This window comes from Aeromicrobium sp. CF4.19 (genome assembly GCF_051262555.1).
Classification (GTDB): domain Bacteria; phylum Actinomycetota; class Actinomycetes; order Propionibacteriales; family Nocardioidaceae; genus Aeromicrobium.
In genome coordinates this window covers 16,533-42,850 of the sequence record NZ_JBIMEU010000005.1, presented here as the reverse complement: position 1 = coordinate 42,850, position 26,318 = coordinate 16,533, and the positions used below count along the sequence as shown (strand labels likewise).

At 72.2% G+C, this 26,318-nt stretch carries 29 protein-coding genes; 19 read left to right on the top strand and 10 right to left on the bottom strand.

Translation table 11 applies throughout. The annotated features are described in order from the left end of the window. Positions 1-17: 17 nt before the first annotated feature. A complete protein-coding gene (locus ACHAAC_RS11885; protein WP_435716452.1) occupies positions 18-626 on the top strand; it encodes a DUF998 domain-containing protein in 609 nt (202 codons plus the stop codon). An 8-nt stretch (positions 627-634) separates the two neighbouring features. Here ACHAAC_RS11885 and ACHAAC_RS11880 read toward each other — a convergent pair whose 3' ends face one another. Together ACHAAC_RS11880 and ACHAAC_RS11875 are read right to left on the bottom strand one after the other, a co-directional pair. Further along, entirely contained in the window at positions 635-1,414 is a 780-nt protein-coding gene (locus ACHAAC_RS11880; RefSeq protein ID WP_435716451.1) for a DNA-formamidopyrimidine glycosylase family protein, read from the bottom strand. Next, positions 1,401-6,026, bottom strand: coding sequence for an ATP-dependent helicase (locus ACHAAC_RS11875; protein WP_435716450.1), 4,626 nt, complete (start codon positions 6,024-6,026; stop codon positions 1,401-1,403). The genes ACHAAC_RS11880 and ACHAAC_RS11875 overlap by 14 nt, the downstream gene beginning before the upstream one ends. Positions 6,027-6,082: 56 nt before the next feature. Between ACHAAC_RS11875 and ACHAAC_RS11870 the strand changes: the two genes are divergently transcribed. After that, positions 6,083-6,616, top strand: coding sequence for a DUF664 domain-containing protein (locus ACHAAC_RS11870; protein ID WP_435716449.1), 534 nt, complete (start codon positions 6,083-6,085; stop codon positions 6,614-6,616). Positions 6,617-6,748: 132 nt separating this feature from the next. Then, a complete protein-coding gene (locus ACHAAC_RS11865; RefSeq protein ID WP_435716448.1) occupies positions 6,749-7,744 on the top strand; it encodes a DUF3048 domain-containing protein in 996 nt (331 codons plus the stop codon). Positions 7,745-7,758: 14 nt separating this feature from the next. Here the strand turns inward: ACHAAC_RS11865 and ACHAAC_RS11860 are convergent, their stop codons facing one another. Further along, positions 7,759-8,418, bottom strand: coding sequence for a TetR/AcrR family transcriptional regulator (locus tag ACHAAC_RS11860; RefSeq protein WP_435716447.1), 660 nt, complete (start codon positions 8,416-8,418; stop codon positions 7,759-7,761). Positions 8,419-8,560: 142 nt separating this feature from the next. On the opposite strand from ACHAAC_RS11860, the gene ACHAAC_RS11855 reads away from it, so the two are divergent. After that, positions 8,561-9,088: a hypothetical protein gene (locus tag ACHAAC_RS11855; RefSeq protein ID WP_435716446.1), complete on the top strand. Its 528-nt coding sequence runs from the start codon at positions 8,561-8,563 to the stop codon at positions 9,086-9,088. Between the two features lie 74 nt (positions 9,089-9,162). Here the strand turns inward: ACHAAC_RS11855 and ACHAAC_RS11850 are convergent, their stop codons facing one another. Then, entirely contained in the window at positions 9,163-9,948 is a 786-nt protein-coding gene (locus tag ACHAAC_RS11850; protein ID WP_435716445.1) for a MerR family transcriptional regulator, read from the bottom strand. Between the two features lie 17 nt (positions 9,949-9,965). Here ACHAAC_RS11850 and ACHAAC_RS11845 point away from each other — a divergent pair, with 17 nt between their 5' ends. The 8 genes from ACHAAC_RS11845 to ACHAAC_RS11810 all read left to right on the top strand — a co-directional run bounded on the left by ACHAAC_RS11845 (position 9,966) and on the right by ACHAAC_RS11810 (position 16,382). Then, a complete protein-coding gene (locus tag ACHAAC_RS11845) occupies positions 9,966-10,517 on the top strand; it encodes a YqgE/AlgH family protein (RefSeq protein WP_435716444.1) in 552 nt (183 codons plus the stop codon). 30 nt (positions 10,518-10,547) lie between these two features. Next, complete coding sequence (locus tag ACHAAC_RS11840) at positions 10,548-10,829, top strand: DUF3039 domain-containing protein (RefSeq protein ID WP_435716443.1); 282 nt, start codon at positions 10,548-10,550, stop codon at positions 10,827-10,829. Beyond that, positions 10,822-12,516 carry a DEAD/DEAH box helicase gene (locus tag ACHAAC_RS11835; protein ID WP_435716442.1) on the top strand — a complete coding sequence of 565 codons (1,695 nt, stop codon included), beginning with the start codon at positions 10,822-10,824 and terminating at the stop codon, positions 12,514-12,516. The genes ACHAAC_RS11840 and ACHAAC_RS11835 overlap by 8 nt, the downstream gene beginning before the upstream one ends. A 28-nt stretch (positions 12,517-12,544) precedes the next feature. After that, on the top strand, positions 12,545-13,489 hold the full coding sequence (locus tag ACHAAC_RS11830; RefSeq protein WP_435716441.1) for an alpha/beta hydrolase: 945 nt from the start codon (positions 12,545-12,547) through the stop codon (positions 13,487-13,489). Between the two features lie 59 nt (positions 13,490-13,548). Next, positions 13,549-14,451: an oxygenase MpaB family protein gene (locus tag ACHAAC_RS11825; protein WP_435716440.1), complete on the top strand. Its 903-nt coding sequence runs from the start codon at positions 13,549-13,551 to the stop codon at positions 14,449-14,451. Beyond that, entirely contained in the window at positions 14,432-15,016 is a 585-nt protein-coding gene (locus ACHAAC_RS11820; RefSeq protein ID WP_435716439.1) for an acyltransferase, read from the top strand. The genes ACHAAC_RS11825 and ACHAAC_RS11820 overlap by 20 nt, the downstream gene beginning before the upstream one ends. A gap of 114 nt (positions 15,017-15,130) precedes the next feature. Next, positions 15,131-16,171 (top strand): LLM class flavin-dependent oxidoreductase, encoded by a 1,041-nt coding sequence (locus ACHAAC_RS11815; protein ID WP_435716438.1) that lies wholly within the window; start codon positions 15,131-15,133, stop codon positions 16,169-16,171. Between the two features lie 82 nt (positions 16,172-16,253). Beyond that, entirely contained in the window at positions 16,254-16,382 is a 129-nt protein-coding gene (locus ACHAAC_RS11810) for a hypothetical protein (RefSeq protein WP_435716437.1), read from the top strand. A 77-nt stretch (positions 16,383-16,459) separates the two neighbouring features. Here ACHAAC_RS11810 and ACHAAC_RS11805 read toward each other — a convergent pair whose 3' ends face one another. Then, positions 16,460-17,020 carry an isochorismatase family protein gene (locus ACHAAC_RS11805; RefSeq protein WP_435716436.1) on the bottom strand — a complete coding sequence of 187 codons (561 nt, stop codon included), beginning with the start codon at positions 17,018-17,020 and terminating at the stop codon, positions 16,460-16,462. Next, positions 17,017-18,318, bottom strand: a complete 1,302-nt coding sequence (locus ACHAAC_RS11800; protein WP_435716435.1) for a nicotinate phosphoribosyltransferase — start codon at positions 18,316-18,318, stop codon at positions 17,017-17,019. The genes ACHAAC_RS11805 and ACHAAC_RS11800 overlap by 4 nt, the downstream gene beginning before the upstream one ends. Before the next feature lie 70 nt (positions 18,319-18,388). Here ACHAAC_RS11800 and clpS point away from each other — a divergent pair, with 70 nt between their 5' ends. Further along, a complete protein-coding gene (gene clpS / locus ACHAAC_RS11795) occupies positions 18,389-18,670 on the top strand; it encodes an ATP-dependent Clp protease adapter ClpS (protein WP_435716713.1) in 282 nt (93 codons plus the stop codon). Next, positions 18,670-19,248, top strand: coding sequence for a DUF2017 domain-containing protein (locus tag ACHAAC_RS11790; RefSeq protein WP_435716434.1), 579 nt, complete (start codon positions 18,670-18,672; stop codon positions 19,246-19,248). Before clpS ends, ACHAAC_RS11790 begins: the two co-directional genes overlap by 1 nt. 34 nt (positions 19,249-19,282) lie before the next feature. Here the strand turns inward: ACHAAC_RS11790 and ACHAAC_RS11785 are convergent, their stop codons facing one another. Beyond that, positions 19,283-19,951: a metal-dependent transcriptional regulator gene (locus ACHAAC_RS11785; protein ID WP_435716433.1), complete on the bottom strand. Its 669-nt coding sequence runs from the start codon at positions 19,949-19,951 to the stop codon at positions 19,283-19,285. 101 nt (positions 19,952-20,052) lie between these two features. On the opposite strand from ACHAAC_RS11785, the gene ACHAAC_RS11780 reads away from it, so the two are divergent. After that, complete coding sequence (locus ACHAAC_RS11780; protein ID WP_435716432.1) at positions 20,053-20,187, top strand: hypothetical protein; 135 nt, start codon at positions 20,053-20,055, stop codon at positions 20,185-20,187. Between the two features lie 17 nt (positions 20,188-20,204). Here the strand turns inward: ACHAAC_RS11780 and ACHAAC_RS11775 are convergent, their stop codons facing one another. Together ACHAAC_RS11775 and ACHAAC_RS11770 are read right to left on the bottom strand one after the other, a co-directional pair. Continuing rightward, entirely contained in the window at positions 20,205-21,488 is a 1,284-nt protein-coding gene (locus ACHAAC_RS11775; protein ID WP_435716431.1) for an ankyrin repeat domain-containing protein, read from the bottom strand. Then, entirely contained in the window at positions 21,485-22,129 is a 645-nt protein-coding gene (locus tag ACHAAC_RS11770) for a GntR family transcriptional regulator (RefSeq protein WP_435716430.1), read from the bottom strand. The genes ACHAAC_RS11775 and ACHAAC_RS11770 overlap by 4 nt, the downstream gene beginning before the upstream one ends. Before the next feature lie 130 nt (positions 22,130-22,259). Between ACHAAC_RS11770 and ACHAAC_RS11765 the strand changes: the two genes are divergently transcribed. From ACHAAC_RS11765 to ACHAAC_RS11755, 3 genes are read left to right on the top strand one after another with little or no spacing between them, the layout of a single operon-like run. Beyond that, the gene (locus ACHAAC_RS11765) at positions 22,260-22,754 is read left to right on the top strand and encodes a Mov34/MPN/PAD-1 family protein (RefSeq protein ID WP_435716429.1); all 495 of its coding nucleotides are present in this window, start codon (positions 22,260-22,262) and stop codon (positions 22,752-22,754) included. Continuing rightward, positions 22,755-23,069, top strand: a complete 315-nt coding sequence (locus ACHAAC_RS11760) for a MoaD/ThiS family protein (protein ID WP_435716428.1) — start codon at positions 22,755-22,757, stop codon at positions 23,067-23,069. It begins immediately after the preceding gene. Beyond that, the gene (locus ACHAAC_RS11755; protein ID WP_435716427.1) at positions 23,066-24,016 is read left to right on the top strand and encodes a PLP-dependent cysteine synthase family protein; all 951 of its coding nucleotides are present in this window, start codon (positions 23,066-23,068) and stop codon (positions 24,014-24,016) included. The genes ACHAAC_RS11760 and ACHAAC_RS11755 overlap by 4 nt, the downstream gene beginning before the upstream one ends. Positions 24,017-24,132: 116 nt before the next feature. Here ACHAAC_RS11755 and ACHAAC_RS11750 read toward each other — a convergent pair whose 3' ends face one another. Continuing rightward, a complete protein-coding gene (locus ACHAAC_RS11750) occupies positions 24,133-25,059 on the bottom strand; it encodes an SDR family NAD(P)-dependent oxidoreductase (protein WP_435716426.1) in 927 nt (308 codons plus the stop codon). 196 nt (positions 25,060-25,255) lie between these two features. On the opposite strand from ACHAAC_RS11750, the gene ACHAAC_RS11745 reads away from it, so the two are divergent. Next, on the top strand, positions 25,256-26,050 hold the full coding sequence (locus tag ACHAAC_RS11745) for a helix-turn-helix domain-containing protein (protein WP_435716425.1): 795 nt from the start codon (positions 25,256-25,258) through the stop codon (positions 26,048-26,050). Positions 26,051-26,318: the final 268 nt, after the last annotated feature.

The window sequence follows — 26,318 nt, the reverse complement described above, 5'->3', positions numbered from 1 at the left end:
ATGAGTAGGGTCTGCCTGTGCGTACCCAGCCCCTGACGACCGTCGCCGCGGGGGCAGTGACGATCGTGGTGGTCCTGCTCTGGACGCTGGGCCTCGTGGCCGGTGACCTGCCGGCCACCCCGGTCTCCAGGCTCGCGGACGGCGCCGGGGCACTCCTGTGGCAGCTGACCTGCCTGGTGGCCGGCCTCTTCGTCGTGCTGGCGGCGCGCCCCGCGCTGCGCCGGCTCGATCCGCGCTCGCGCCCCGGTGCGGCGGCGCTGCTGCTTCAGCTCGGAGGCGTCGCCCTCGTCCTGCTGGCGGTCACGCCGGCCGCGCAGGTGGGAGAGGTGCTGGCCGAGGACGACCCGGCCGCCACCTACGGCACGGTGGCGACCCTGGTCATCGGTGCGCTGCTGCCTGCCGCGGGGTTCCTGCTGGCGGCCCGGTGGCGGGGCGAGCGGTTGCGACGTCGAGAGACGGTGACGTCCTTCGTGGCCTCGACGGTGGCGCTGTGGGCGATGCTGGCGAGCTCGCTCGACCCGGACGGCGACTGGACCGGCCTGGCCCAGCGGGTGGCCTTCACGGCGGCCCTGGGCTGGCTGGCGTGGCTGCTCGCGCGCTCGCTGGATCCCGAGCAGGTCGCCTGACCGGGCCGCTAGGTCTGGCAGTGCGGGCACCAGAAGGTGTTGCGCTCGGTGGTGGGCAGGTCGCCCAGCCGGCCGGAGCGCAGTCGGGTGCCGCAGCGGCGACAGCGCCCGCGTTCGCGACGGTAGACCCAGCGCTCTGCTCCGGGTCGCGTGCTGCCGGTGAACGAGCGCTCGATGCGTGCCTTGTTGATGTCGAGCATCCGCTGGCCGCGCTCGACGACGGCAGCGACGTCGCGGACGTCGGCGACGCGCCGCTGTGGTGCCACGCCGGACAGGAAGAGCAGCTCGTTGACGTACTCGTTGCCGAGCCCGGCGAGGTTGCGCTGGTCGAGCAGGGCGAGGAAGACCGGCCGGTCCGGGTCGGCCTGGACGCGCCGGACCGCCTCCTGCGGGTCCCAGTCCGGCCCCAGGAGGTCCGGCCCGAGGTGGTCGAGCGCCGCTGTGTCGTGCTCGCGGCGCAGCACCTCCAGGACACCGAGGGAGAAGCCCACCGCCTGGTGCTCGGCGGTGTCCAGGACCACCCGGGCCTGGTGGGCCGGTCGACGCCACGAGGTGCCGAGCGGGTGCACGTGCCACGCGCCTTCCATCTTCAGGTGGGAGTGGAGGGACGCCTCGCCCACCCGGATCAGCAGGTGCTTGCCGCGGCTGAGAACCTCGTCGACCACCTCGCCGGAGAGGTCGAGCGTCGCGACGGCGGGGACGCGAAAGTCCGTCCGGGTCAGCTCCCGCCCGGCGAGCACCTCGCGCAGGTGGTGCGCGGCTCGCCAGACAGTGTCACCTTCGGGCATCGAGGCGCAGTCCCTTCGGGTGGCGGTCGAAGCCCGCAACGAGCAGGGCCTCGCCCAGGGGCGACGACGACGCGGGCCGGCCACCCACCGACTCGACGGTCAGCCTGGACAGCCGGCCGGAGCGGACGGCGCCCGCGAGCGCGCGTGCGGCCGGTTCCAGGCGCGCAGCGTCGTCGGTGAAGGCGAGCACCTTGCGGCCGCCACGCTCGACGTAGAGCACGGCGTGGCCGTCGTGGCTCACGACCATGGCTCCCGCCTTGCGGGCGGGGCGGTGGCGAGTGCCCTCCTGGGCATCGACCACCTCGGGCCAGTCCAGGGCCGCGCCGTACACGTTGGCCGGGTCGGTGGCAGCCAGAAGGACGGCGTCGGCATCGGTGGGGGAGTCGTCGTCTCGCTGGAAGCCGCGCATCCGGTCCACCGTGGACGGGGCGGCGAACTGCGCCGCGCCCAGGGAGTCGACGTAGTACCCTCGCAGGCACGCGCCGGTCTGCTCCAGCTCGCGCAGCACGCGGTAGGCACCGGCAAAGCCCCCGGGCGTCTGCTCGGCCACCACAGGGCCCCGCGTGACGACGCCGTACCGGGCCAGGAGCGCCTCCGTCCGGGCCAGCTGCAGAGCCGTGCCCTGCAGCGGCTCGGGGACGGCGAACCAGCGTCCGGAGGCCGTCGGTGGGCCGAGCTGGGCCCGCCGGGGTCCGGCGGCGCGTCCGTACCGCCCGGCCCGGGCCCGGGGCGCACCCGCCCGCGAGCGGTGGGTCCCTCGCCCGCCCAGTCGGGCCCGGATCGGGGCGAACGAGTCCCCACCGACCCGGCCGGCCCACACCAGCTCCCACAGGGCGTCGACCACCTCGGTGTCCTCGGGCATGGAGTCCGCGTGGACGGCGAGGTGCTCGACGAGCTGGCGGAAGAGGTAGGCACCGCCGCCGCTCACCGCCTCGAGCAGCAGGTCCTGGGCCGGGGTGGTCTCGGGTCGTTCGCGCAGCGAGGGCAGCACGAGGTCTCCGGGGTGCAGCTGCACCCAGCCGTCGGTGCCGGGCAGCGCGCCGGCACCGGTCCACACCACCTCGCCCGCACCGAGCAGCTCGTCGAGCATGCCGGGGGAGTAGTCCCGCACCCGGGCGGGGAGCACCAGCGACTCCCAGGCCGAGGCCGGCAGCGTCACACCGGCGAGCTGGTCGACGACGCCGAGCACGGCCTCGGCCCCACGTGCCGAGGACCCGACCCCCTGCCAGGCGGGCAGGAAGCGTGCAAGGGCGTCCGGGTCGACGGGCTCGATCTGCTGGCGCGCGGCCGCCAGTGAACGGCTGCGCAGGCGCCGCAGCACACCTGGCTCGACCCACTCCGCACCGTCGGCGGCCGGCCGGAACTCACCCTCGGTGAGCCGGCCGTCGCGGGAGAGCCGCTTCAACGCGTCCGCGACCACCGCCGTGCCGAGGCCGAGCCGGGCTGCTGACTCGGCGGTCGTGAACGGGCCGTGCGTGCGCGCGTAGCGGGAGAGCAGGTCGCCGAGGGGATCGTCGACGGACTGCAGGTGCGCCTCGGCGACTCCGAGCGGGACCGCCACGCCGAGGGCGTCGCGCAGCCGGCCGGCGTCCTCCACCCCGACCCAGTGCGGGGCGCCTGCCACCGGGACCTCCAGCGCGCGTCGGTCCGCCCGCAGCTCCTCCAGCAGCGGAGCAGCCGCATCGTCGGTGATGCGCTCGGCGACCTCGGCCACGGTCAGCGGACCCAGCAGGCGCAGCAGGTCGGCGACGCCCTCGACGCCCGTGACCCGCCGATCGTCGCTGAGCCTCTGCAGCTCGGCCTCGGTGCGCGCGATGACGTCCGGGTCCAGCAGCTCGCGCAGCTCGGCGCGGCCCAGCAGCTCGGCCAGCAGCCTCGGGTCCAGCGCGAGGGCCGCCGCGCGGCGCTCGGCCAGAGGGGTGTCTCCCTCGTACAGGAACGACGCGACGTACCCGAAGAGCAGGGTCTGGGCGAAGGGGGAGGCCCGCTCCGTGGTGACCTCGCTCAGACGGATCTCACGTCCTGCCACTCGCTTCATGAGCGTCATGAGAGCCGGCAGGTCGTAGACGTCCTGCAGGCACTCGCGAGCCGTCTCCAGCAGGATCGGGAAGTCCGGGTACTTGCGGGCGACGTCGAGCAGCTGCGCCGCGCGCTGCCTCTGCTGCCACAGCGGCGCCCGGGCACCGGGGTTGCGTCGCGGCAGCAGGAGGGCCCGCGCCGCGCACTCGCGGAATCGTGCCGCGAACAGCGCGGAGCCGCCGACCTCGGTGGTCACGAGCTGCTCCAGCTCGTCAGGCTCCAGGACGAACAGGTCGGCGCCGGGCGGGTCGTCGGCGAGGTCCGGAACCCGGGCGACGATGCCGTCGTCGCTGGCCACCACGGAGCCGTCGACGCCGTAGCGCTCCAGCAGACGGGCGCCGACCGCCAGCGCCCACGGCGCGTGGACCCGCCTGCCGTACGGCGAGTGCAGGACGAGCCGCCAGTCGCCGAGCTCGTCGCGGAACCGTTCCAGCACCAGCTCACGGTCCGTCGGCAGGACGCCCGTGGCCTCGCGCTGGTCCCCGAGGAACGTGGTGAGGTTGCGGGTGGCCCGCTCATCGAGGGAGTCCGGGGGGCCGCTCTCGCCGACGCGCCGCAGGAAGGCGCCGATGGCCTCGCCCAGCTCGGCGGGCCGCCCCTCGGAGTCACCGCGCCAGAAGGGCAGTCGGGCCGGCTCGCCGAACGCCGGCGTGACGATCACGCGGTCGTGGGTGATGTCCTGGATCCGCCAGCTCGTGGCGCCGAGCGCGAAGACGTCGTTGACGCGGGACTCATAGACCATCTCCTCGTCGAGCTCGCCGACCTTGCGCGGCGCGGTGCCGTTCGCCGCCCTCGGCCCGGCACTCCCGCCGGGGCCGGCAGCGTCGTCGACCCCCGTGGCCAGCACGACCGAGAACATGCCGCGGTCGGGGATGGTGCCCCCGCTCGTGACGGCGAGGCGCTGGGCGCCAGGCCGGCCGGTGATGGTGCCGGCGGCGCGGTCCCAGACCAGCCGCGGACGCAGCTCGGCGAACTCGTCGGAGGGGTAGCGGCCCGAGAGGAGGTCGAGCGTCGCGTCGTAGGCCGAGCGGGGCAGCGTCGCGAACGGCGCGGCCCGGCGGACGAGGTCGAACCACTCCTCGACGTCGAGCGGCTCCAGCGCCGTCGCGGCCACGGTCTGCTGAGCGAGGACGTCGAGCGGGTTGGCCGGCACGGCGAGCTGCTCGATGCCGCCCTCGCGCATCCGCTCGGCCGTGACGGCTGCGCCGACGAGGTCGTGCCGGGTGGTCGGGTACATCAGCCCGCGGGAGACCTCGCCCACCTGGTGCCCGGCACGCCCCACCCGCTGCAGCCCGCTGGCCACCGACGGCGGTGTGGAGATCTGCACGACGAGATCGACTGCGCCCATGTCGATGCCCAGCTCCAGGCTCGAGGTGGCCACGACGCAGCGCAGCCGCCCGGACTTGAGGTCGTCCTCGATGAGTGCCCGCTGGTCCTTGCTGACCGACCCGTGGTGGGCTCGGGCGAGGATCGGCTCGGCCCCCTCCGAGGTGCCGCTGGCGCCCCCGACCTGCGACGGGGGACCGGACGAGCCAGCCCGCAACGGTGCCCCACCCGAGTCGTTCTCCAGGCGCTCGGCGTACCGCTCGTTGAGGTGCGAGGTGAGCCGCTCGGCCTGCCCCCGCGAGTTGCAGAAGACGATCGTCGAGCGCACCTGCAGGATCCGCTCGATGACGTCGTGCTCGACGAACGGCCAGATGCTGCCACCGGACTCGTCCTCCACGCCACGAGCCGCCGATCGGCTGGTCTCCTGCTGACCCTCCTGTGGTGGGCGCGAGAGATCGGTCATGTCGTCGACGGCCACGACGACGTCGAGGTCGAGCAGCGACGGCGTCTGTGGCGCGACGATCTCCACCCGGGAGCGCCCGCCGAGGAAGCGGGCCACCTCCTCGTGCGGCCGGACCGTGGCGCTCAGGCCGATGCGCTGGGCCGTCTGCGATCCCGCACGCAGAGCGTCGAGCCGTTCCAGGGACAGCGCCAGGTGCGCACCGCGCTTGGTGCCGGCCACGGCGTGGACCTCGTCGACGATCACCGTGTCGATGCCGCGCAGGGACTCCCGCGCGGCGGAGGTGAGCATCAGGAACAGTGACTCCGGCGTGGTGATGAGGATGTCCGGCGGCTGGGAGGCGAGCCGGCGCCGCTCCTGCTGCGTGGTGTCGCCGGAGCGCACGCCCACGGTGACCGGCGTGAACTCCTCACCGAGGCGGGCGGCCGCCTGCGTGATGCCGACGAGCGGGGAGCGCAGGTTGCGCTCGACGTCGACCGCGAGCGCCTTCAGCGGCGAGATGTACAGGACGCGGGTGCGGTGCTCGCGCTCCTCGGGCGGCTCGGCGTGCAGCAGTCGGTCGACGGAGGACAGGAAGGCCGCCAGGGTCTTGCCCGAGCCCGTGGGGGCGACGACGAGGACGTCGGCACCGGCGTCCAGCCCGTCCCACGCACCTGCCTGGGCCGGGGTCGGGGCCGCGAAGGAGTCCGTGAACCAGGCCCGCGTGGCCGGGGCGAAGCGGGCCAGCGACGGGTGGGCGGGGGGCATGGACCCCATCGTTCCAGCAGGCACCGACACCCGCTCCCCGTGCGACGATGAGCGGCATGGACGGACAGTGGATCGACCCCGCCGAGGACCCCCGCGAGGGCGTCCCGCAGCCACGCGGTGAGCGCGACGTGGTGACCGGGTACCTCCGGCACTACCGGCTCACGCTGGAGCTCAAGCTCTCGGGCCTGGACGCCGAGCAGCTGGCCCGGCGCTCCGTCCCGCCGTCGGGGCTGTCGCTGCTGGGCCTGCTGCGACACCTGGCCAAGGTCGAGCACCTCTGGTCGGTCATCGTGCTGCAGGGCCGCGCCGAGCCGCGTCTCTACGTCACGGCCGATGAGCCCGGGGCGGACTTCGACGGGGCAGTGGCCGACGAGGGTGTCGTGCAGGAGGCCTGGACGACCTGGCGTCGTGAGGTGGCGGCCGCCGAGGCCTGGCTGGAGCAGGAGACCTCGTGGGACCGGCTCGTCGAGGTCCACGGCGAGCAGACGGAGGTCAGGGACGTGTTGGTGCACCTCGTGGAGGAGTATGCGCGCCACATCGGGCACGTCGACCTGCTGCGCGAGTGCATCGACGGGCGGACGGGTCAGTAGGAGCTCGTGCGGACGGGGAACGTCGTCTGACGCTCTCACCCCGGCGACACGGCCCCGAGCGACCTGCAACGCACGGAGGACTCGCGGGAGGGGGTGGCCCGGACGCCGGGATCGGTGAGGCATCCTGACCGCATGAAGAACAGCCCCACCTCCTTGATCGCCTCCCTCGCCGCGCTGGCCCTGGTGCTCGCCGGCTGCTCCTCCGAGGAACCGGCCGCCGATCCGGACCCCGCCCAGGGGGAGAACAGCCGACTCGTCGAGGTCTCGCCCCTGACCGGCAAGACCATCGACGGTGGCCTGCCGGACCGGCCGATCATGCTGGTCAAGATCGAGAACACGGCGGCCGGAGCGCCGCAGCAGGGTCTGGCCAAGGCCGACCTCGTCGTCGAGCAGCTGGTGGAGGGCGGCATGACCCGACTCGCCGCCTTCTACTACTCCACCCTGCCGGGCACCGTGGGCCACGTGCGCTCGCTGCGGACGACGGACATCTCGCTCGCCAAGCCGGTGGGCGCCTCGATCGTCGCCTCCGGTGGCGCCGGAGGCGTCGTCGACCGGGTCAAGGGCAACGACCTGGGCGCCGTGACCGAGGACGACGGCTCGTCGGCCTTCCGGATGGACCCGGCCAAGTCCGCGCCGTACAACCGCCTCATCGACCTCAAGAAGGCCGTCAAGGAGGCCAAGGACGTGGCGGCCCCCGGGCCCTACCTTCCCTGGACCCCCGACGATGAGGAGGCGACCGGCCCCGAGCCCACCAAGGCCACCTCGGCGTCGGTGCGCTTCTCGCCGGACTCCACGACGAGCTGGAAGCTGAGCAAGGGCACCTGGAAGCGCACCAACGGCCACGCGGACAAGGAGTTCGCGGCGGACACGCTCATCACCTTGGAGGCGAAGGTCACCGACGCCGGCTACACCGACGCGGCCGGCAACCCCGTCCCCGAGACGATCCTCAAGGGCAAGGGCAAGGCGACGATCCTCACCGAGGACGGCGTCGTGCGGGCCACGTGGAGCAAGAAGAAGATCGGCTCGACCCTGACGTTCACGGTCGACGGCGAGGAGATCACGATCGATCCCGGCAAGGTCTGGATCGAGCTCGTTCCCGCGGGCGAGGGGTCGGTGGACGTCAGCTAGGCGCAGCGGCCACCTCAGCGGGTGACCGGCTCTTGCGCGGCGTCGGGCAGCAGGCGCATGCCGGCCAGGATGGCCGTGATCGAGGCCTGGACCTGCTCGGCCGCGTGGTCGGCGTCCTCGGCGTCGGCCACGTACTCCGAGGCAGAGCGGATCGCGCCGTAGAAGATCGCGGCGAAGGCGTCGGAGAGCTCGCTCGCGCCGTCTCCCAGCTCGGCCAGCAGGTCATCGACGGTCGCCTTGACGATGCCCAGGGCCGCAGCGCGCTCGGCGTCGGCCCAGCGCTCGTGGCCCAGTGCGACCGGACCCTCCTGCATGCAGATCCGTCGGAACTGGGGCTCGCGGCATCCCTCGAGGAAGGCGGCGAGGCCGACCTGGGCACGCTGCCAGGGGTCCTTCTCGGTGTTGATCCGCTGGCGGATCTGCTCGGTGGTCTGCTCCTGGATGCGCAGGAAGACACTCTCGAAGAGGGCCAGCTTGCTCGGGAAGTGGTGGTAGAGCGCGCCCTTGGTGACCCTGGCCGCCGCCACGACCTCATCGAGCGAGGTCCCCGCATAGCCGTGGGCGGTGAAGAGCTGCGCCGCGTTGTCCAGCAGGGCGCGCTTGGTGCTGGAGGAGAAGTCCTGACGACGGGAGGACTTGCGGGCAGCGCGCAGAACCTTGGCCGGATGGGTCATGGGGGGAGTTTACGCCGCGGTCCCGACGTGCCGACTCTCACAGTCCCATGTGTTGTCCACGCGGCGACGTGCGGACATACTGAGAGTACGTACCGAGGGTATGGTCCCTCGGGCCACGACGGTAGATGAAAGGAGCACCTCCATGACCTGGGATGCCTACCACCGTCGCAAGACCGCCCTCAAGGACATGCTCGCCCTGGCCGACCGCCACCGTGAGAGCACCCTCGAGGAGCTGATCCAGACCGTTCCCGGCGCCGCAGAGGCGTTCGACGACCCGCAGATCGCCCTCTTCGACGCGCAGATGCTCTTCGTGCAGCGCGTTCGTGGTCGGGCCGACATGCTCATCGGCGACGGGGTCGGCGACGACTCGGTCGCGCACGAGGAGGCCGTCGTGCAGGCGTGGGCGAGTGCCGCGTCGATGATGCCCGGAGCCCGGGTGCTGCTCGACGCTGCCGAGGCGAGGGGTGAGCTCAGCCGCGCCTTCGCCAAGGAGCGGGCCCTGCTGGCCACCATGGCCGGCGTCCCGCCCCTGCATCCCGATCTCGACGGCCATGGTGACCGCCTGCGGGAGCAGGCACGCTCGGCCGTCGACGAGCAGCGGACGCTCGAGCTCGTCCGCGAGCCGCGCGGCGGGCTGATGGCCCGACTGCGTGACGCGCTGGCCGCCTGAGGCCGGCCCACACTCGCCACCTCGTCCCGCGTCGCACTCCCTCCCTGACGCGGGGCGGGGTGTGCCCGTCTGGACTACTGGTCGATCTGCCCCAGGAGCGTGCCGATCTCGGCATCGATCGACTCGCTGAGCTCGTGCCGGAAGATCCCGAGCGTCACCTGGCTCGCGACCGAGAGCAGGGTCTGGATCGACTCGAAGATCCCGGCCCACTGCTCCTCGGGCAGGCCCGCATCGAGGAAGGGCTGGACGATGGCAGCGGCCACCCGCTCGACGAACTCGTCGGCGATCGTGCGCAGGTTCTCCTGCACGACCGGGAAGATCTCGATGACCGCCGACGCAGGCAGCCCCAGCGCCACCGCGGCCGCACCGGAGCGCACCACGTTCGGCAGCAGCAGACGGACCCGGGTGGGGTCGTCCTCGACGGGCTCCAGCAGGCCGAACTCGGCCATCGCCCGGATGAGGGAGTCGTCGTGGGTGACGCCGGCCAGTGACGAGAGGGCCTCCACCGTCATGATCTCCGGCTCGACCTCCCGCTGGGGCTGGTCCAGGAGGTTCAGCAGGTCCATCGTGTGACCAGCGGCCGAGGCCGGGCTGGCCCGTACGGCCTGCTCGACTGCGGCCAGGGTGTAGCCGCGGTCGACGAGCTCCCGGACGAGCTGCAGCCGCTGCAGGTGCTCCTGGCGGTAGTAGCCGGTGCGTCCCTCCAGGCGGGGACCTGCGATGAGACCGCGACCGGCGTAGGCCCGGACGTTGCGCACCGTCATTCCGGCGCGTGCGGCCAGCTCGTCGATCGTGTACTCCTCGGTGGGATCCGACGCGCCGGCGTCGGACGAGCTGATCGGACGCACGGGCTCGCTCATGTGGGCATCATAGGTCCATGGAGTCGTTGCGAGGTCGCCTGCTGGTGGCGACCCCGGCCATCGCGTCGGGGCCGTTCCTGCGCAGCGTCGTGTACCTCCTGGACCACGACGAGGACGGTGCGCTGGGGGTGGTGGTGAACCACCCGCTCGACGCCGGCGTCGAGGACGTGCTGCCCGACTGGGGGGCCCACGTCAACGCCCCGGTGTGCCTGTTCGGAGGTGGGCCGGTGGCGATGGACTCCGCCCTCGCGGTCGGGGTGCTCGCGACGTCACGACCGCCCCTGGACGGGTGGCGGCCGATGGGCGGTCGCGTCGGTCTCGTCGACCTCGAGGGTCCGCTGCCCGGGGTCGGCCAGCTGCTCGGGCTGCGGGTCTTCGCCGGCTACGCGGGATGGTCGTCCGACCAGCTGGAGGCGGAGGTGGCCGAGGGCTCCTGGCTCGTCGTGCAGGCCGAGGATGCCGACCTCATCTCGCCGCAGCCCGAGCAGCTCTGGCGCGAGGTCCTGCGACGTCAGGACGACGACCTGCGCTTCTGGACCACCTTCCCCGCCGACCCCGGCGCCAACTGACCACGGGTCCGGGTGGCCTAGGATGACCACGTGGGAATCTTCGGCGGCGGCACCCAGACGGTCCAGGACGAGCGCACCGAGCAGCGCACTCGGCCGAGTGCGGGGGACGGAGACCACGAGCGGTTCTCCCACTACGTCCCTCGGGACACCCTGACCGAGGCGATGGTCACCGGCTCGCCCTGCATCGCCCTGTGCGGCAAGGTGTGGGTGCCCAGTCGTGACCCCGAGCGCTTCCCGGTCTGTCCGGAGTGCAAGGAGATCTGGGACGGCATGAAGTCCGACGGCGAGGGGAGCTCCGGCTCGGATGGCTAGCCAGCGCCTTCGGGCCTGGCAGCGAGCGGCGTTCGAGCAGTACGAACGCGCGCAGCCGCGCGACTTCCTCACGGTCGCCACGCCGGGTGCCGGCAAGACCACCTTCGCCCTGACGATCGCGGCCGACCTGATGGCCCGGGGCGTCGTCGAGCGGGTCGTCGTGGTGACGCCGACCGACCACCTCAAGACCCAGTGGGCGCTCGCGGCGTCGGGGCTCGGGATCCGGCTCGATCCAGCGCTGGCCGGGCAGGGTGCGCTCGCCGCGGACTTTCACGGGTTCGCCGTCACGTACGCCGGTCTGGCGGTCAACCCCAACGCCTACAGGGTGCGCATCGAGGCCCGACGCACGATGGTGATCCTCGACGAGGTCCACCACGCGGCGGACGCGCTGTCCTGGGGAGACGCGGTGCGCGAGGCCTGCGACCCCGCCCAGCGCAGGCTCGCACTGACCGGCACGCCGTTCCGCTCCGACGACCACCCGATCCCGTTCGTCACCTACGCGCCGCAGGCCGACGGCACGCTGCAGAGCATGGCCGACTTCACCTACGGCTACGGCTCTGCGCTGCGGGACGGGGTCGTCCGGCCCGTGCTGTTCATGGCCTACTCGGGCCAGATGCAGTGGCGCACCCGTGCGGGCGACGAGGTCGCGGCCCGGCTGGGCGAGCCGCTCACCAAGGATGCCACCGCCCAGGCGCTGCGGACGGCGCTGGATCCGCAGGGGTCCTGGATGCCGACGGTCCTGCAGGCCGCTCACCGTCGCCTCGTCGAGGTGCGGCGCGACATCCCCGATGCGGGCGGGCTGGTCATCGCCGGCGACCAGGAGTCTGCCCGTCAGTACGCCGCACTCCTGACGCAGATCACCGGCGACGCGCCCACGGTCGTGCTCTCCGACGAGGTCGGCGCGAGTGGACGGATCGCCGAGTTCTCCGCGAGCATGACGCCGTGGCTCGTGGCGGTGCGCATGGTCAGCGAGGGCGTCGACATCCCGCGTCTCGCGGTCGGCGTGTACGCCACAACGGTGGCCACGCCCCTGTACTTCGCCCAGGCGATCGGTCGCTTCGTGCGAGCCCGTCGCCGGGGGGAGACGGCGTCGATCTTCCTGCCCAGCGTCGCCGGCCTGCTCGCGCTCGCCTCCGACCTGGAGGCCGAGCGCGACCACGTCGTCGGCCGGCCGGTGAGCGACGAGGACGACCTCTACGCCGCCGAGGCCGAGATGCTTGCGCAGGCGCAGCGGGACGAGGGTGCCTCCGACGACGAGCTCGGCACCTACCAGGCGCTCGGCAGCGACGCCTCCTTCGACCGGGTGGTCTACGACGGCGGCGAGTACGGCGGGGCGGTGGAGCAGCTCGACGAGGACGAGCTGGACTTCCTGGGGATCCCCGGGCTGCTGGAGCCGGACCAGGTGGCCGCGCTGCTCAAGAGCTCGCGCTCCAAGAAGGGGCGGGCCAAGGAGCAGGCTCCTGCAGCGGTCGACCAGGACGCCGTGTTCGAGCGTCGAGCCGAGCTGCGGCGCGAGCTGAACGGCCTCGTCGGCGCATGGCACCACCGCACGGGTCAGCCGCACGGCGTGACCCACACCCAGCTGCGGACGTCCTGCGGCGGCCCACCGGCCGCGCAGGCGACGTCGGACCAGCTGCAGCAACGCATCGACCTGCTGCGGCGTTGGGCGCTGCGCGCCTCGGGCTGAGGCTCACGACGTGTCCTAGGGTGCTCGCGTGCCCCTTCCGTTGAGAACCCTTGCCTTCATGCGGCTCGAGCAGATGCTCGGCCGACCGATCGAGGACGTGCAGGACTTCCCGGCACGCCGAGAGGGCCGGCTCAGGCTCCAGCGGTCAGCGGTCGGACGCGCGATCTTCGGCACCCCGGACCCCGGGGTCGAGACGTTCGAGCGGACGGTGCGCATCGGCGGCCGTCCGAGACGGCTGCTCGTGCACCGACCACACGCCGGCACGGGCCTGCCTGCCGTGCTGAACCTGCACGGCGGTGGCTGGGTGCAGGGCAACCCGGAGCAGTCGGCGTGGTTCGCCAGCCGGGTCGCCGCCCGCACCGGCGTCGTCGTCGTCTCGCCGGAGTACCGGCTGGCCCCCGAGGAGCCGTTCCCGGCAGCGGTCGAGGACGCCTGGGCGGCCCTGTCGTGGCTTGCGGACGAGGGCGACTGCCTCGATGTCGATCCCGGCAGGATCGCCGTGATGGGCGACAGCGCCGGGGGCGGTCTGGCCGCCACGGTCGTGCTCCTGGCTCGGGACGCGGGTGCTCCTCGCCTGGCGGCGCAGGTCCTGCTGTACCCGGGGGTGGAGGCCTACGACCGCTGGCCCTCGGAGGACGAGCACGCCAACGCCCCCGTGCTGACCTCCCGCAACATGCGCACGTTCGTCCGCCTCTACCTCGGCGAGCAGCACGGCACGCTCGACTGGCGGGCGTCACCGATCCGCCACGAGGACCACTCGGGGCTGCCCCCGACGCTCGTGGTCGTCGCAGGGGTCGACCCGCTCGCGGACAACGGGCGACGCTACGCCGAGCGGCTCGGCGCCGCCGGCGTCCAGGTCCGGCTCGAGGAGTTCCACGACGCGATCCACGGCTTCGTCAGCCTGCCTGGCGTCCAGCCACAGGCGGCGGGAGCGGTGCGATCCGTCTCGGAGTTCCTCGACGACCGGTTCTGAGGCCAGGGCGGCCGGCGAGCGCCATTGTGACAGCGTCACTGTCACAGTAGGGTGCAGGCATGAGGCCCTGGCGGCGTGATCACTGGCGGCGGGTGACCGACGGGCTCGACCCGGCCGCGGACCACGAGCAGATCTCCCGCATCCTGTCCCAGCACGAGTTCCCCTGGGACGTGCAGCAGGCGCTCAGCTTCGCCCTGTTCCGCACGTACGCCGTCCCCAGCATCGGCAACCTCCTGGCATCGACGGACGAGTTCACCGAACGGACGCAGAAGCGCCACGACGACACGACGCTCGTCCTGGAGACGGTGCTCGACGAGGGCCTGGAGAGCCGGGACGGCCGCACGGCCGTGCGGCGGATGAACCAGATGCACGGTAGCTACGACATATCCGACGACGACATGCTCTACGTGCTGTCGACCTTCGTCGTCACGCCGGTGCGCTGGTTGCGACGCTACGGCTGGCGTAGCCCCACCGAGAACGAGGTGAGGGCCACGACCTACTACTACGTCCGGCTCGGGCGACTCATGGGCATTCGCGGCATGCCCCAGGGCTTCGACGGCTTCGAGCGGCTGCTCGATGAGTACGAGGCCGCCCACTTCGGCTACGACGAGGGTGCACGCCGTGTCGCCGACTCCACGCTGGAGCTGTTCACGACGTTCTACCCGCGACCGTTGCGACCGGCGATGCGGCTCTTCGCCCGGGCGATCATGGACGATCACCTGCTGCGCGCCTTCCGCTACGACAAGCCGCCCGCCTGGGTCTGCGAGCTCGCCCACCGCAGCCTGGCCCTGCGCGGCCGGGTCGTCCGGCTCATGCCGCCGCGGCGGCGGCCGTGGCGTGCGGCCGGGTCCCACCGCGTGCGCTCCTACCCCGGTGGCTTCATGGTCGAGCGGCTGGGCACCTTCCCCTCGACCATGCCCGACGACGAGCAGATCCGCGATCGTGTCCACCGGTCCGCCTGAGGTCGGGTGGCGTCGTGAGGCGTGGCGGACCTGGCGCTGGTACCGGCGCGGCCGACTGCCGTGGAACCGCCTCGCACTCGCCCACGAGCTGGCTCGGCGCCGCGTCCATGCTCGCGGGCGGGTGCTCGGCGAGCCGTTGGAGATGTTGCGGGAGGGCCGCCTCCGACTCGGCTCGCGGGTCCTGCTGGAGCCCGACGTGTGGCTCACGGGAGCCGGGCGCATCGACGTCGGCGAGGGCACGTTCCTGAACCTTGGGGTCATGGTGGCCGCCCTGGACCACGTCTCGATCGGGGCGCACTGCATGCTCGCCAACGGGTGCGTGGTCACTGATGCCGACCATGCCGTCTCCGACCCCGAGCTCCCGGTCCCTTGGCAGGGCTTCGTGAGCCGCGGACCGACGACCATCGGCGACAACTGCTGGCTCGGCGCGCACACCGTCGTCACCAGCGGGGTCACGATCGGCGAGCGGTGCGTCATCGGGGCCAACGCCACCGTCACGCACGACATCCCGGCCTGGTCCGTGGCCGTGGGGTCGCCCGCCCGGGTGATCCGCTCGCTGCGGTGACGACGACCCGAGTCATGGCATGGGCGATGCCCGGTGCGGGCGCGGTGGCAGGGTCGAGTCGATCTCCTGGACCGGGGCGGGAAGTCTGCGGGCCCCGTCGGCGTTGACACCGGAATGCGGCTCTCCGTCCTCGACCTCGTCCCCGTGCGCACCGACCAGACCAGCGCCGACGCCCTCGCGGCGTCGACGCAGCTGGCCCAGACCGCCGACCGGCTCGGCTTCCAGCGGTACTGGGTCGCCGAGCACCACAACATGCCCGCCGTCGCCGCCACGAGCCCGCCGGTCCTCATCTCTCATCTCGCCTCCGCCACCGAGCGGATCCGGTTGGGATCAGGCGGCGTCATGCTGCCCAACCACGCACCGCTCGCGGTCGCCGAGCAGTTCGCCCTGCTCGAGGCCGCCCACCCCGGGCGCATCGACCTGGGCATCGGCCGTGCGCCGGGCTCGGACCCCGTGACGTCCATGGCCCTGCGCGGCGCCGCCGGTCGAGACGACACGGACGTCCAGAACTTCCCGCAGTACCTCGACGACGTCATGGCCCTCATGGGGGCCGACGGGGTCAGGGTCGCCGTCCCGCGCCAGCACTACGTGCTCAAGGCGACACCCCGGGCCGGCTCGGTCGCGGCCCTGTGGCTGCTGGGCTCCTCGATGTACTCCGCGCAGCTGGCGGCGGCCAAGGGCCTGCCCTACGTCTTCGCGCACCATTTCTCCGGCCACGGCACGCAGGAGGCGCTCGACCACTACCGGCAGGCCTTCCGGCCGTCGGAGCACGCCGACCGCCCCCAGACCTTCCTGACGGTCAACGCCTCCGTCGCCGAGACGCTGCAGGAGGCCGTGGCCCGTGCGCTGCCGAACCTGCAGAACATGGCGCGGCTGCGGACCGGGCAGTCGCTGACGGCCCTGGACCTCGTCGAGGACGCAGAGGCCGCCGTGCTCGCGCCGCAGCAGCAGGCCATGGTCGACTCCGGGGCGGCTCGCCCGGTCATCGGCGACCCGGCCGCGGCCGCGGCCCAGGTGCGCGAGCTCGCCGAGCAGTTCGACGTCGATGAGGTGATGGTCCACCCCGTGGGCTCGGAGCGTCGCGGCGCCGATCCGCGGGCCTCGCTCGCACGCGACCACACGCTGGAGCTGCTCGCCAAGGAGCTGCTCGGCTGACGTTCATGCCCGTGGTGAGACGTTCGTCCCCCGTTCACCGTCGGGCCGTCGCGCGGTCCGTTCCGCCCCTCATCGTGGGGGCATGAAGACACGACGTCTGCTGGCCGTGGTGCCCGTCCTGGCCCTCGCCGGCTTCCTCGCCCTCCTGGAGCCCGACGAGGCCGACGGGCCCACGCACGAGTCCGCGCTCGTCACGGCAGCACTGCGCTGAGCGTGACGTCTCAGCCCTGAAACCAGCACTCGAGGGCAGAGACGTCACACCCAGCGGGGAGCATGCAGACCGGGCCATCAGGTCCCGACGCCGGCATCGGCCAGCTCGCGGCGCACGGCGGACAGGTTGCCTGGGTCGACCGCGGCCGTGAGGTCCTCCAGCAGCCGCACGCCGAAGCCCTCCCTGGCGCCGTCCAGGGCCGTGGCCCGGACGCAGTGGTCGGTGGCGAGCCCGCACACGTCCAGGTCGGTGACCCCTCGATGCCGCAGCCACGCGGCGAGCGTCTCGCCGTCGGCGGACGAGCCCTCGAAGCCCGAGTAGGCGGCCGTGTACTCGCCCTTGTCGAAGACGGCGGCGAACATCGCGGTGTCCAGGGGAGCGTGCAGCTCCACCCCGGGGGTCCCGACGACGCAGTGCCGAGGCCAGGAGTCCACGAAGTCCGGTTCGTCGGAGAAGTGGTCGCCAGGATCGATGTGGTGGTCACGCGTCGCGACGACGGTGTCGTAGGTGCCGCTCGCGAGCAGGTCCGCGACGCGGGCGGCCACCGATGCGCCGCCGGCGACGGCGAGCGACCCGCCCTCGCAGAAGTCGTTCTGGACGTCGACGACCACGAGTGCGGTGGATGCTGGCACGGTCATGGGTGCTCCTCAGGGCTCTCGATGATGGTCTCGATGACGGGCTCGCCCCGCGAGATCCGGCGAGCCGGAGCCGGCAGCTCGGCGACGGCGTCCCGGTGTCGGGCCCGGGCGTCCTCGAGGGTGTCGTGGTGGACTCGTCGACCGCCTCGCACCATGGGTACCAGGAGCGTCCGGTCGTCGCCGTCATCGACCGGCGGCTCCCCGATGCCGACGACCTCGGCCTGCGCGACGCCCTGCGGTGACCGACGTCTCAGCGCGTACTTGCGGCCGCCGACCGAGGCCTTGTCGAGGCTCTTCTTGGCCACGGGCAGCAGCGTGCCGTCGTTGCCCTCCCGGGCCACGAGCTTGTAGACGAATCCCGAGGTCGGCGCACCGGAGCCCGTGACGAGCGCGGTGCCGACGCCGTAGCCGTCGACGGGGGCTGCCGCGAGCGTGGCGATGGCGTGCTCGTCCAGGTCCGAGGTGACCACGATCCTCGTCCCGGTGGCACCGAGCTCGTCGAGCTGGTGTCGCACGGCGTGCGCGAGGGAGACGAGGTCGCCGGAGTCGATGCGGACGGCTCCCAGGGACGTCCCCGCCACCTCGACGCCCAGCCGGACCGCCTCGGCGATGTCGTAGGTGTCCACGAGCAGGGTCGTCCCCACGCCGAGCGAGTCCACCTGGGCCGTGAACGCGTCGCGCTCGGTGTCGTGCAGGAGCGTGAAGGAGTGCGCGCTCGTGCCGGTGGTGGGGATGGCGTGCGAGCGTCCGGCCTGCAGGTTGGACGTCGCGGCGAACCCTGCGACGTAGGCGGCCCGGGCCGCGGCGACGGCGGACCACTCGTGCGTGCGGCGCGAGCCCATCTCGATGCAGGGCCGCTCGCCGGCCGCTCCGATCATCCGGGCGGCAGCGGAGGCGATGGCCGAGTCGTGGTTGAGGATGGAGAGGAACACCGTCTCCAGGACGACGGCCTCGGCGAAGCTGCCCTCGACGACGAGCACGGGCGAGCCGGGGAAGAACAGCTCACCCTCGGCGTAGCCGTGGACGTCGCCGCTGAAGCGGTAGTCGCCGAGCCAGTCGGCGGTGACGCCGTCGACCACGTCGTTCTCGCGCAGCCAGGCGACGGCGGCCTCGTCGAACCGGAAGTCCTCCAGCGCGTCCAGCAGCCGGCCGGTGCCGGCCACCACGCCGTAGCGACGGCCCGCGTGCAGTCGCCGGGCGAACAGCTCGAACACCGAGCGGCGGTGCGCCGTGCCGTCGGCGAGCGCGGCCTGCAGCATCGTCAGCTCGTAGTGGTCGGTCAACAGTGCGGTGGTCACCCCTCCACCCTAGGCATTTCGTCCGTCGGGGCGGCTGCGCCACAATGGGGTCGTGACCAAGACAGCTCCCATGGAGACCGAGCAGCCCGAGACCGCCGAGGTCGTCGAGCTCGAGAAGCCGTGGGTCACGATCGTGTGGAACGACCCCGTCAACCTGATGTCCTACGTCTCCTACGTCTTTCGCAACTACTTCGGCTACACCGAGGAGAAGGCGGACGAGCTGATGCTGGCGGTGCACCACGACGGCAAGGCGGTGGTCTCCAGCGGCAGTCGCGAGGAGATGGAGCGCCACGTCCAGGCCATGCACGAGTACGGCCTCTGGGCCACCCTGCAGCGCGGTGACGTCATCTGATGAAGCCGTTCAAGCGACGCCGACGCGGCGGCATCACCGCGACGTTCGAGCCGGCCGAGGCGCACGTGCTCGCCAGTCTCGCCCGACAGGTCGTCGAGCTGCTGCGTGATCGGCACGGTGCCGAGGAGTCCAGCGCGGACCCGCTCGGCAACGAGCTCGGGCTCGGCGGCCCGGCCACCGTGCCGGAGGACCCGGTGCTGCGTCGGCTGCTGCCGAACGCCTACACCGAGGACGCCGAGGATGCCGCGGAGTTCCGTCGCTTCACCGAGAAGTCCCTGGCCTCGACGAAGGTCGCCCACGCCGAGCGGGTGATCGCCTCCCTGGCCGACGGAGGGCTCGCCCCGGTCGGCGAGGAGGCCACGGAGGCGGTCGAGGTCGAGCTCGACGAGGCGTCGGTCCAGGCCTGGCTGCGCTCGCTCACCGACATCCGGCTGTCCATCGCGGTGCGCCTGGGCATCGAGACCGACGAGGACGCCCTGATCGCCCAGCACAGCGACGACGAGGCGGTCTCGGCGATGTCGGACGTCTACGACTGGCTGGGCTACGTCCAGGAGTCCCTGGTCGTCTCGCTCGACTGAGAGACTCCGCGGGAGCCGTCCACCGCAGGACGGCTCAGGCCGGCACGACCCAGATGGCCTCCGCCGCCTGCAGGCCGAGCTGCAGGCGGGTCCCGGCGACGTCGACCGCGAGGGTGCCCGCCGCGTCGTGCCGCTCCACGACCTGCACCGCGGTGTCGAGCGCGATGGCGTGCTCGTCGAGGTAGCGCAGCAGCTCGCCGTCGGCATCGGAGACCCGGGCGACCCGAACGCTCGCCGGTGCTGCCAGCTCGCTCAACCGGGTCGCGTCGAGGTCGGGCAGCCGGCCGGACGCCGACGGGATGGGGTCGCCGTGCGGGTCGCGCTCGGGGTGGCCCAGCCGGGCCGCGAGGCGCTCCACGAAGTCGTCGGAGACGGCGTGCTCGAGGACCTCGGCCTCGTCGTGGACCTCGTCCCACGCATAGCCGAGGTACTCCACGAGGAACGTCTCGATGAGGCGGTGTCGGCGCACCATGGCCACGGCCACCCGGCGGCCGTCCGCGGTGAGCTCGACGTCCCCGTAACGCTCGTGCGTCACCAGACCCTGGGCCGCGAGCCGCTTGATGGTCTCCGAGACCGTCGAGGGGGAGTGCTCGAGCCGACGGGCGATGGCACGCGAGGAGATCTTCTCGTCCGACCACTCCCGAGACGTCCAGATCACCTTCAGGTAGTCCTGCGAGGCGGACGGCAGCTCGGGGGAGGGCACGCCCCTCAGGCTAGAGGACCGGGCCCCCGTGCTCCGGGATCGGCGATGATTCGGGTCGGGAGCGGTTGAAGTTCGTCGATACGAACACTAGAGTTCGTGGCATGGCAGCCATCACTCCCGAGCCGCGCGGTGGGCACGCGGTCCAGGGCGCGCTGCTGCGGGGCCTGGTCCGCACCGGAGCCTTCGTCGCGGTGTTCGTGGCGTTCGTGGCCCTGGGCAGCCGCCTCGCCGGTTGACGTTCGACCCCGTCGGGTCAACGGTCGGAGGACAGCCTCGCGACGATCTCGTCGAACCCTTCAGCGCGGGCGTGGTCCAGTGCCGTTCGGCCCTGGCGGTCGGTGATCGAGCGGTCGGCGCCCGCGTCGACCAGGGTGCTCACGATGTCCTGGTAGGGACGAGAGCCGTCGCCGAGGACGACTGCCTCGAGCAGGGCGGTCCAGCCCAGGTCGTTCACGTGGTCCAGGTCGACGTCGGTCTCGCTCACCCAGCGGACGTAGTCGGCGTGTCCGCGCTCGCCGGCCGGGATCGGGGAGAGTCCGCCGAAGCGGTTCTCGATCCTCAGGTCCGGCCCGGCGGCCAGGATCACCCGGCCCATCGCGACGCTTCCCGTCACGCCGGTGACCAGCCACGGCGTGTCGTGACGGGCGTCGAGCGCGTCGGGGTCGCCGCCGAGGTGGACGAGCAGGCGGGCGACGGCGAGGTGGTCGGCCGCCGCAGCCACCAGCAGGGGCGTCTGGTCACGATCGTTGCGGGTCTCCAGCCGTGCACCCTGCCGCAGGGCGAGGGCCGCCTCGTCGGCATCCCCGTCCCCAGCGGCCCGCAGGAGCCGGCGGTCAGCGTCCTCGGGGGCGGCCGGGCGGGTGTCTGCGGCGCGTTCGATCAGCCGCAGCTGGGCGTCGAGGCCGTGCGTCCGTGCCAGCTGGGCCGGAGTCTGGCCGTCCCGCTCGGACCGGATCGTGACGTCGGCACCGGAGGCGACCAGGACGCGCGTCGTCTCGACGTACTCGCGGCGCTGCTCGGGCTTGGCGAAGACCAGCGCCTCGTGCAGGGCGACCCAGCCCAGTCGGTTGACGTGGTCAGGATCGACGCCGTGCTCGAGCAGGCGCCCCACCACGCCTGCGTGCCCCCGCTCGGCAGCACGAATCACGCCGGTCCCTCGGAAGGAGTCGAGGGCGTCCACGTCGGCGTCGTGTCGAAGCGTGAGGTCGAGCAGGTCCCGATAGCCCTCGCTCGTTGCGATCAGGAAGGCGCTCTGCTGGGTGTCGTCCTTGGCGTTGACGTCCGCGCCCCGCTCGATGAGCTCGCCGGCCGCTGCGACGTCGTCGTCCCACGCCGATGCGCGCAGCCGGGCGTCCAGACGGGCCTGTTCCTCGTCGCTCAAGGTCTTCTCCTGCTGTGACGGCGTCGGGCTGGGCGTCGCGGACGGTCTGGGCGATGCTGCCGGAGCGGGCCCGGACGGCGTGGCCTGGCTGCAGGCCGTGAGGGTCAGGGCGACGATGACGGTCACCGCGAGGATCCTCGTCCAGGGTGACCTCATCGGTTCTCCTCGTCCTGGCGCAGGGCTGCCCGGCTGGTCGCCAGGTGGGTGGCGAGCAGGCGCTCGGTGGCGGCGCGGTCACCAGCGGCGATCGCCTCCACGAGCGCGGCGTGCTCGTGATGGATGTCGGCCGGGTCCGCATGCTGCTGGAGCAGCCAGTGCAGGCGTCCGCGCAGTGGTGTGGTCAGCTCACGGAGCATCGGCGTCGGCGCGACGTCGAGCAGGACGGCGTGGAAGCGGGCGTTGGCCTCGACGGCCATCACGGTGTCGTCACCCCGGAGCGCCTTCTCGGCCTCGGCGAGGACGCGTCGCACCGGCTCGAGACGCGACGACGGCTCGTCGAGCAGGCGCCTCACGGCAACGGCGTCCAGGGCGTGGGAGATCTCCAGCAGCTCCTCGACCTCCGCGGTGCTGTGGCGTCGCACGACGACACCTCCGGTGGGGCGCTCGGCCGCGAACCCGTCGGTGACGAGCTCGCGGAGGGCCTCGCGGACGGGAACGCGAGAGAGGCCGAGCCGCTCGGCGAGCGGCCGCTCCACGAGGCGGTCGCCGGGAGCGAGCTCCCCGGACCGGATGAGGGAGCGCAGCTTCCGGGCGGCGAGCTCGCTGTCCAGCGTCGAGGCGCTCCGCGATTTTGGCATACCAAAAGTCTAGGGGAGGCGACCAAGGCCGACCGCCGCTCTCGGCGCACGGTCGGCGCTACCCGGCGAGGTCGTCTCACGTCCCGGCATCGTCGACCCCTCGGTGATCGTGATCGTTAGACTCGCGGGCGTGCTGACCATCGACCGAGCCACCCACGATGCGATCGTCGACCACGCCCGCCGTGACCATCCCGACGAGGCGTGCGGGGTCGTCGCCGGGCCCATCGGGTCCGACGTGCCCCGGCGCCACGTGCCCATGCTCAATGCCGCGATGTCGCCCACGTTCTACGAGTTCGACTCCACGGACCTGCTGAGGCTCTACCGCGAGATGGACGACAACGACGAGGAGCCCGTCGTCATCTACCACTCGCACACCGCCACCGAGGCCTACCCGTCCCGCACGGACATCAGCCTCGCGCAGGAGCCGGGCGCCCACTACGTGCTGGTGTCCACGCGCGACGGTGCCCACGAGTCCGGCCCGGTCGACTTCCGGTCCTACCGCATCGTCGACGGCGAGGTGGCGGAGGAAGAAGTCAGCGTCGTCGAGCGTTACGACACCGGGCCCTCCGACGCCCCCAGCCCGGCACCCCCACCGGGCGCCCCCGACCAGAGAGCGACGTCCTGAATGGCCATCGAGGTTCGTATCCCGACCATCCTGCGCACCTACACCGACGGTGAGCGCGCCGTCGAGAGCAGCGGCGGCACCGTCGTCGAGCTCGTCGAGAGCCTCGAGTCGGCCCACCCCGGCATCAAGGAGCGCCTCGTCGAGGACGACGGGTCGGCGCTCGCCATCCGTCGCTTCGTGAACGTCTACGTCAACGACGAGGACGTCCGCTTCACAGGTGGCCTGGACACCGCGCTCTCCGACGGCGACACCGTCGTGATCCTCCCGGCCGTCGCCGGAGGCAGCGCCCCCACCCCAGCGCCCCTGCCGGTGTGACGCGCTACGACTCGCTGGTCGACTCCGTCGGCCACACGCCGCTCGTCGGCCTGCCGACGCTCTCCCCGAGCCCGGAGGTCCGGCTCTGGGCCAAGCTGGAGGACCAGAACCCGACTGGCTCCATCAAGGACCGCGCCGCCCTGGCAATGATCGACCAGGCCGAGGCGGAGGGCCGGCTGACCCCCGGGTGCACGATCCTGGAGCCCACGAGTGGCAACACCGGCATCTCCCTGGCGATGGTGGCGGCGCAGCGCGGCTACGAGCTGGTGTGCGTCATGCCGGAGAACACGTCGCAGGAGCGCCGCCTGCTGCTGGGGATGTGGGGCGCGCGGATCATCGACTCTCCCGCCGCCGGCGGCTCCAACGAGGCCGTCCGCGTGGCCAAGGGCCTGGCGCAGGAGAACCCGGACTGGGTGATGCTCTACCAGTACGGCAACCCCGCCAACGCGGCTGCGCACCAGCACGGCACAGCGCCCGAGGTGCACGCCGACCTCCCCACGATCACGCACTTCGTGGCGGGTCTGGGCACCACCGGCACCCTGATGGGCGCCGGCCGGTACTTCCGCGAGCACCGGCCGGACGTACGCATCGTCGCTGCCGAGCCTCGCTACGGCGAGCTCGTCTACGGCCTGCGCAACCTCGACGAGGGCTTCATCCCCGAGCTGTACGACGAGTCGCTCATCGACTCCAGGTTCTCGGTGGGACCGCGCGACGCCGTGCGTCGGGTGCGTGAGCTCATCGCCGCCGAGGGCATCTTCGCCGGCATCTCCACCGGCGCCATCCTGCACGCCGCGCTGGCTCAGGCCGCCCAGTGCGTCAAGGCCGGGGAGCGTGCCGACATCGCCTTCATCGTGTGCGACGGCGGCTGGAAGTACCTCTCCACCGGCGCCTACGAGGGCACGCTCGACGAGGCCGAGGACGCCCTGGAGGGCCAGCTCTGGGCCTGACCGCTGCGGCGATCACACTCGGCGCGGTGGCCCCCGGGGGTTGTGCTCCCGACCCTCTGTGGTCACGGCGACGGGTGCATCTCTTCGTCGTGGGCGGCGGTGAGGGCAGGCCTCGCTCAGCCGGTGCTCTGCGCGACCTGCTCCAGCCAGTTCCAGAGGGCGCGCTCGCGGTCGGTGTCATAGGACTCGGCCGATGACGCCATGGTCCTCGTTCGGTGGACGTAGGAGCCGGTCTCGGCGGGGGTGCCGCCGAGGATGACGTCGGCGAGCTTCGCACCTGCGGGAACCGGGGTGTCCACGAGTGACGTGACCGTGAGCATGGGAATGATCTGGGACATCAGGAAGGGGAAGGCCCCGCCGGTCTCGCGCGCGAGCCCGGTCCCGACCACGAGGCTCGGGTTGTAGGAGACGATGTCGATCCCGGCGGGCAGCCGGCGGGCCCACTCGTGGACCAGGTGGATGCCACCGAGCTTGCTCGTCACGTACGCGCGTCGGCCGGCTCGGACGTTCTCGGAGCGGTCGAACGCCCCGGGTCGGGAGATCTCCGGGATGGCCCATCGGGGCGCGGGCATGGTCCCTCCGGTGTGCCGGAGGTCGCCGAAGTGGGCGTCGCTGACGGTGACGACGACGCGCGCCGGCGCCTGGATGTGAGGGTGCAGCTGCCGCAGGAGCTGGTGGGTGGACATGACGTTCACGGCGAAGGTCCTCTCGAACCCGTCGACGGTGCTCTGCATCGCGTTGGAGAGGTGGACGCCCGCGTTGAAGACGAGGCCACGCAGGGCGGGCAGATCGCCGGAGTCGAGACGATCCTCCAGCTCTGCACCGGCAACGGCGACGCTCGCCCTGCTCGACAGATCGACGTCGACCGTCGAGACGTGCGCAGAGATGTCCAGCAGGCCCGGCAGGACCTCGGCAGCGGAGGAGGCTCGCCCGAGAACGACGATATGGGTGTCGCGTTGGCGGCGCAGGACCTCTCGGGCCGCCTCGAGACCGATGCCGCGGGTGGCACCGGTCATGACGATGGTGCGGGTTGCTGTGGTCATCTCATGCCTCTGGGTCGTGGGAAGAATCGGTGGTCGCGCTGGCGGCGCAGGGAATCCTTTGCGCTGCCGGGTGGATGCCCACCGGTTCTCCCATCGTGCGGGCGGGCACGAGAGGGAGGAAGACCCTGGTGAGACTGGCACCCACAGGGCCAGGCAACCGAGGCCCGGGATGCTCGAGCCGTGGGAGAATGGACCCGTGGGGGCGAACGGTCGACCGGAGCTCGGGGAGTTCCTGCGTCACCGGCGTGCGTTGATGACTCCGCCTGGCCGGCCCGGCAGGGAGCGCGTCTCAGCGCGGCGCGTGCCGGGTCTGCGCCGCCAGGAGCTCTCCGACATCGCCGGGATCTCGGTGGAGTACTACGCCCGCCTCGAGCAGGGACGCGCTCCCCGGCCCTCGCGGGAGATCCTCGGCGCTCTGGGACGAGCCTTCGAGCTCTCCACGGCCGAGAACGAGCACCTGTTCCGGCTCGCCGGTGAGCTACCTCCGCAACCGCGTGCCCCCGCCGCGGGGATCCGACCGGGTCTGCGCCAGCTGCTCGACAGTCTGGACGACACCATGCCGGTCACCGTCCACGACGGCCGACTCGACGTGCTGGCGTTCAACGCGGCCGCGGCGGACCTGTTCGGGCCCATCTTCGGCGACGGACCCTACGGCCACAGCATCGTCTTCCAGGCCTTCACGTCGGACGGACTCCGCGACGTGCTCGGGGAGGAGGGAGCGGAGCAGCTGGCCCGCGTGGCCGCTGCGGAGCTTCGCAAGGCCCTCAGCGTCTATCCAGACGACGAGCATCTTCGATCCGTGTTCCGCGAGCTGTCCACGAGCAGTCCCGAGTTCAACCGGCACTGGGAGCGAGGAGAGATCGGGACGTGGAGGTCCGCGATGAAGCGGGTCAACCATCCGACCAGAGGTGTGCTGACCTTCGACAGCGAGATGCTGCACGACCCCGAGAGCGACCACTGGGTCATGCTCTTCACGCCCCGACCCGCATGACCTGTCGAGGCGGGTGTCACGTCCGGGGCGCGCCGGAGGATCTGCGGACATCGTCAGCCGACAGCGCCCTGTGCACATGACCGCAGTGCCGCGAGCTGACCTCATGACGTGGGAACGCCTGCTCGAGGGCTGCTCGATGGTCTTGTTGCTGGCCCAAGTCACATGGGGTTCGGGTCGTGTATTCATCGATGGTCGTTCACGTCGGGGCCTTCATGCCGGCACTTCATCGCGTCATCGCGGCTGCGGTGGCGATCGTCGTCGCCGTCCT

Bases quoted from the DNA above. Each gene is read 5' to 3' on its own strand.
- ACHAAC_RS11780 (WP_435716432.1), top strand. From the start codon at position 20,053: ATGGCAGCCATCACTCCCGAGCCGCGCGGTGGGCACGCGGTCCAGGGC.
- ACHAAC_RS11850 (WP_435716445.1), bottom strand. From the start codon at position 9,948: ATGAGCGAGCCCGTGCGTCCGATCAGCTCGTCCGACGCCGGCGCGTCG.
- ACHAAC_RS11855 (WP_435716446.1), top strand. From the start codon at position 8,561: ATGACCTGGGATGCCTACCACCGTCGCAAGACCGCCCTCAAGGACATG.
- ACHAAC_RS11815 (WP_435716438.1), top strand. From the start codon at position 15,131: ATGCGGCTCTCCGTCCTCGACCTCGTCCCCGTGCGCACCGACCAGACC.
- clpS (WP_435716713.1), top strand. From the start codon at position 18,389: ATGGAGACCGAGCAGCCCGAGACCGCCGAGGTCGTCGAGCTCGAGAAG.
- ACHAAC_RS11875 (WP_435716450.1), bottom strand. From the start codon at position 6,026: ATGCCCCCCGCCCACCCGTCGCTGGCCCGCTTCGCCCCGGCCACGCGG.
- ACHAAC_RS11825 (WP_435716440.1), top strand. From the start codon at position 13,549: ATGAGGCCCTGGCGGCGTGATCACTGGCGGCGGGTGACCGACGGGCTC.
- ACHAAC_RS11805 (WP_435716436.1), bottom strand. From the start codon at position 17,020: ATGACCGTGCCAGCATCCACCGCACTCGTGGTCGTCGACGTCCAGAAC.
- ACHAAC_RS11790 (WP_435716434.1), top strand. From the start codon at position 18,670: ATGAAGCCGTTCAAGCGACGCCGACGCGGCGGCATCACCGCGACGTTC.
- ACHAAC_RS11750 (WP_435716426.1), bottom strand. From the start codon at position 25,059: ATGACCACAGCAACCCGCACCATCGTCATGACCGGTGCCACCCGCGGC.
- ACHAAC_RS11865 (WP_435716448.1), top strand. From the start codon at position 6,749: ATGAAGAACAGCCCCACCTCCTTGATCGCCTCCCTCGCCGCGCTGGCC.
- ACHAAC_RS11845 (WP_435716444.1), top strand. From the start codon at position 9,966: ATGGAGTCGTTGCGAGGTCGCCTGCTGGTGGCGACCCCGGCCATCGCG.
- ACHAAC_RS11760 (WP_435716428.1), top strand. From the start codon at position 22,755: ATGGCCATCGAGGTTCGTATCCCGACCATCCTGCGCACCTACACCGAC.
- ACHAAC_RS11810 (WP_435716437.1), top strand. From the start codon at position 16,254: ATGAAGACACGACGTCTGCTGGCCGTGGTGCCCGTCCTGGCCCTCGCC.
- ACHAAC_RS11775 (WP_435716431.1), bottom strand. From the start codon at position 21,488: ATGAGGTCACCCTGGACGAGGATCCTCGCGGTGACCGTCATCGTCGCC.
- ACHAAC_RS11880 (WP_435716451.1), bottom strand. From the start codon at position 1,414: ATGCCCGAAGGTGACACTGTCTGGCGAGCCGCGCACCACCTGCGCGAG.
- ACHAAC_RS11860 (WP_435716447.1), bottom strand. From the start codon at position 8,418: ATGACCCATCCGGCCAAGGTTCTGCGCGCTGCCCGCAAGTCCTCCCGT.
- ACHAAC_RS11870 (WP_435716449.1), top strand. From the start codon at position 6,083: ATGGACGGACAGTGGATCGACCCCGCCGAGGACCCCCGCGAGGGCGTC.
- ACHAAC_RS11835 (WP_435716442.1), top strand. From the start codon at position 10,822: ATGGCTAGCCAGCGCCTTCGGGCCTGGCAGCGAGCGGCGTTCGAGCAG.
- ACHAAC_RS11770 (WP_435716430.1), bottom strand. From the start codon at position 22,129: ATGCCAAAATCGCGGAGCGCCTCGACGCTGGACAGCGAGCTCGCCGCC.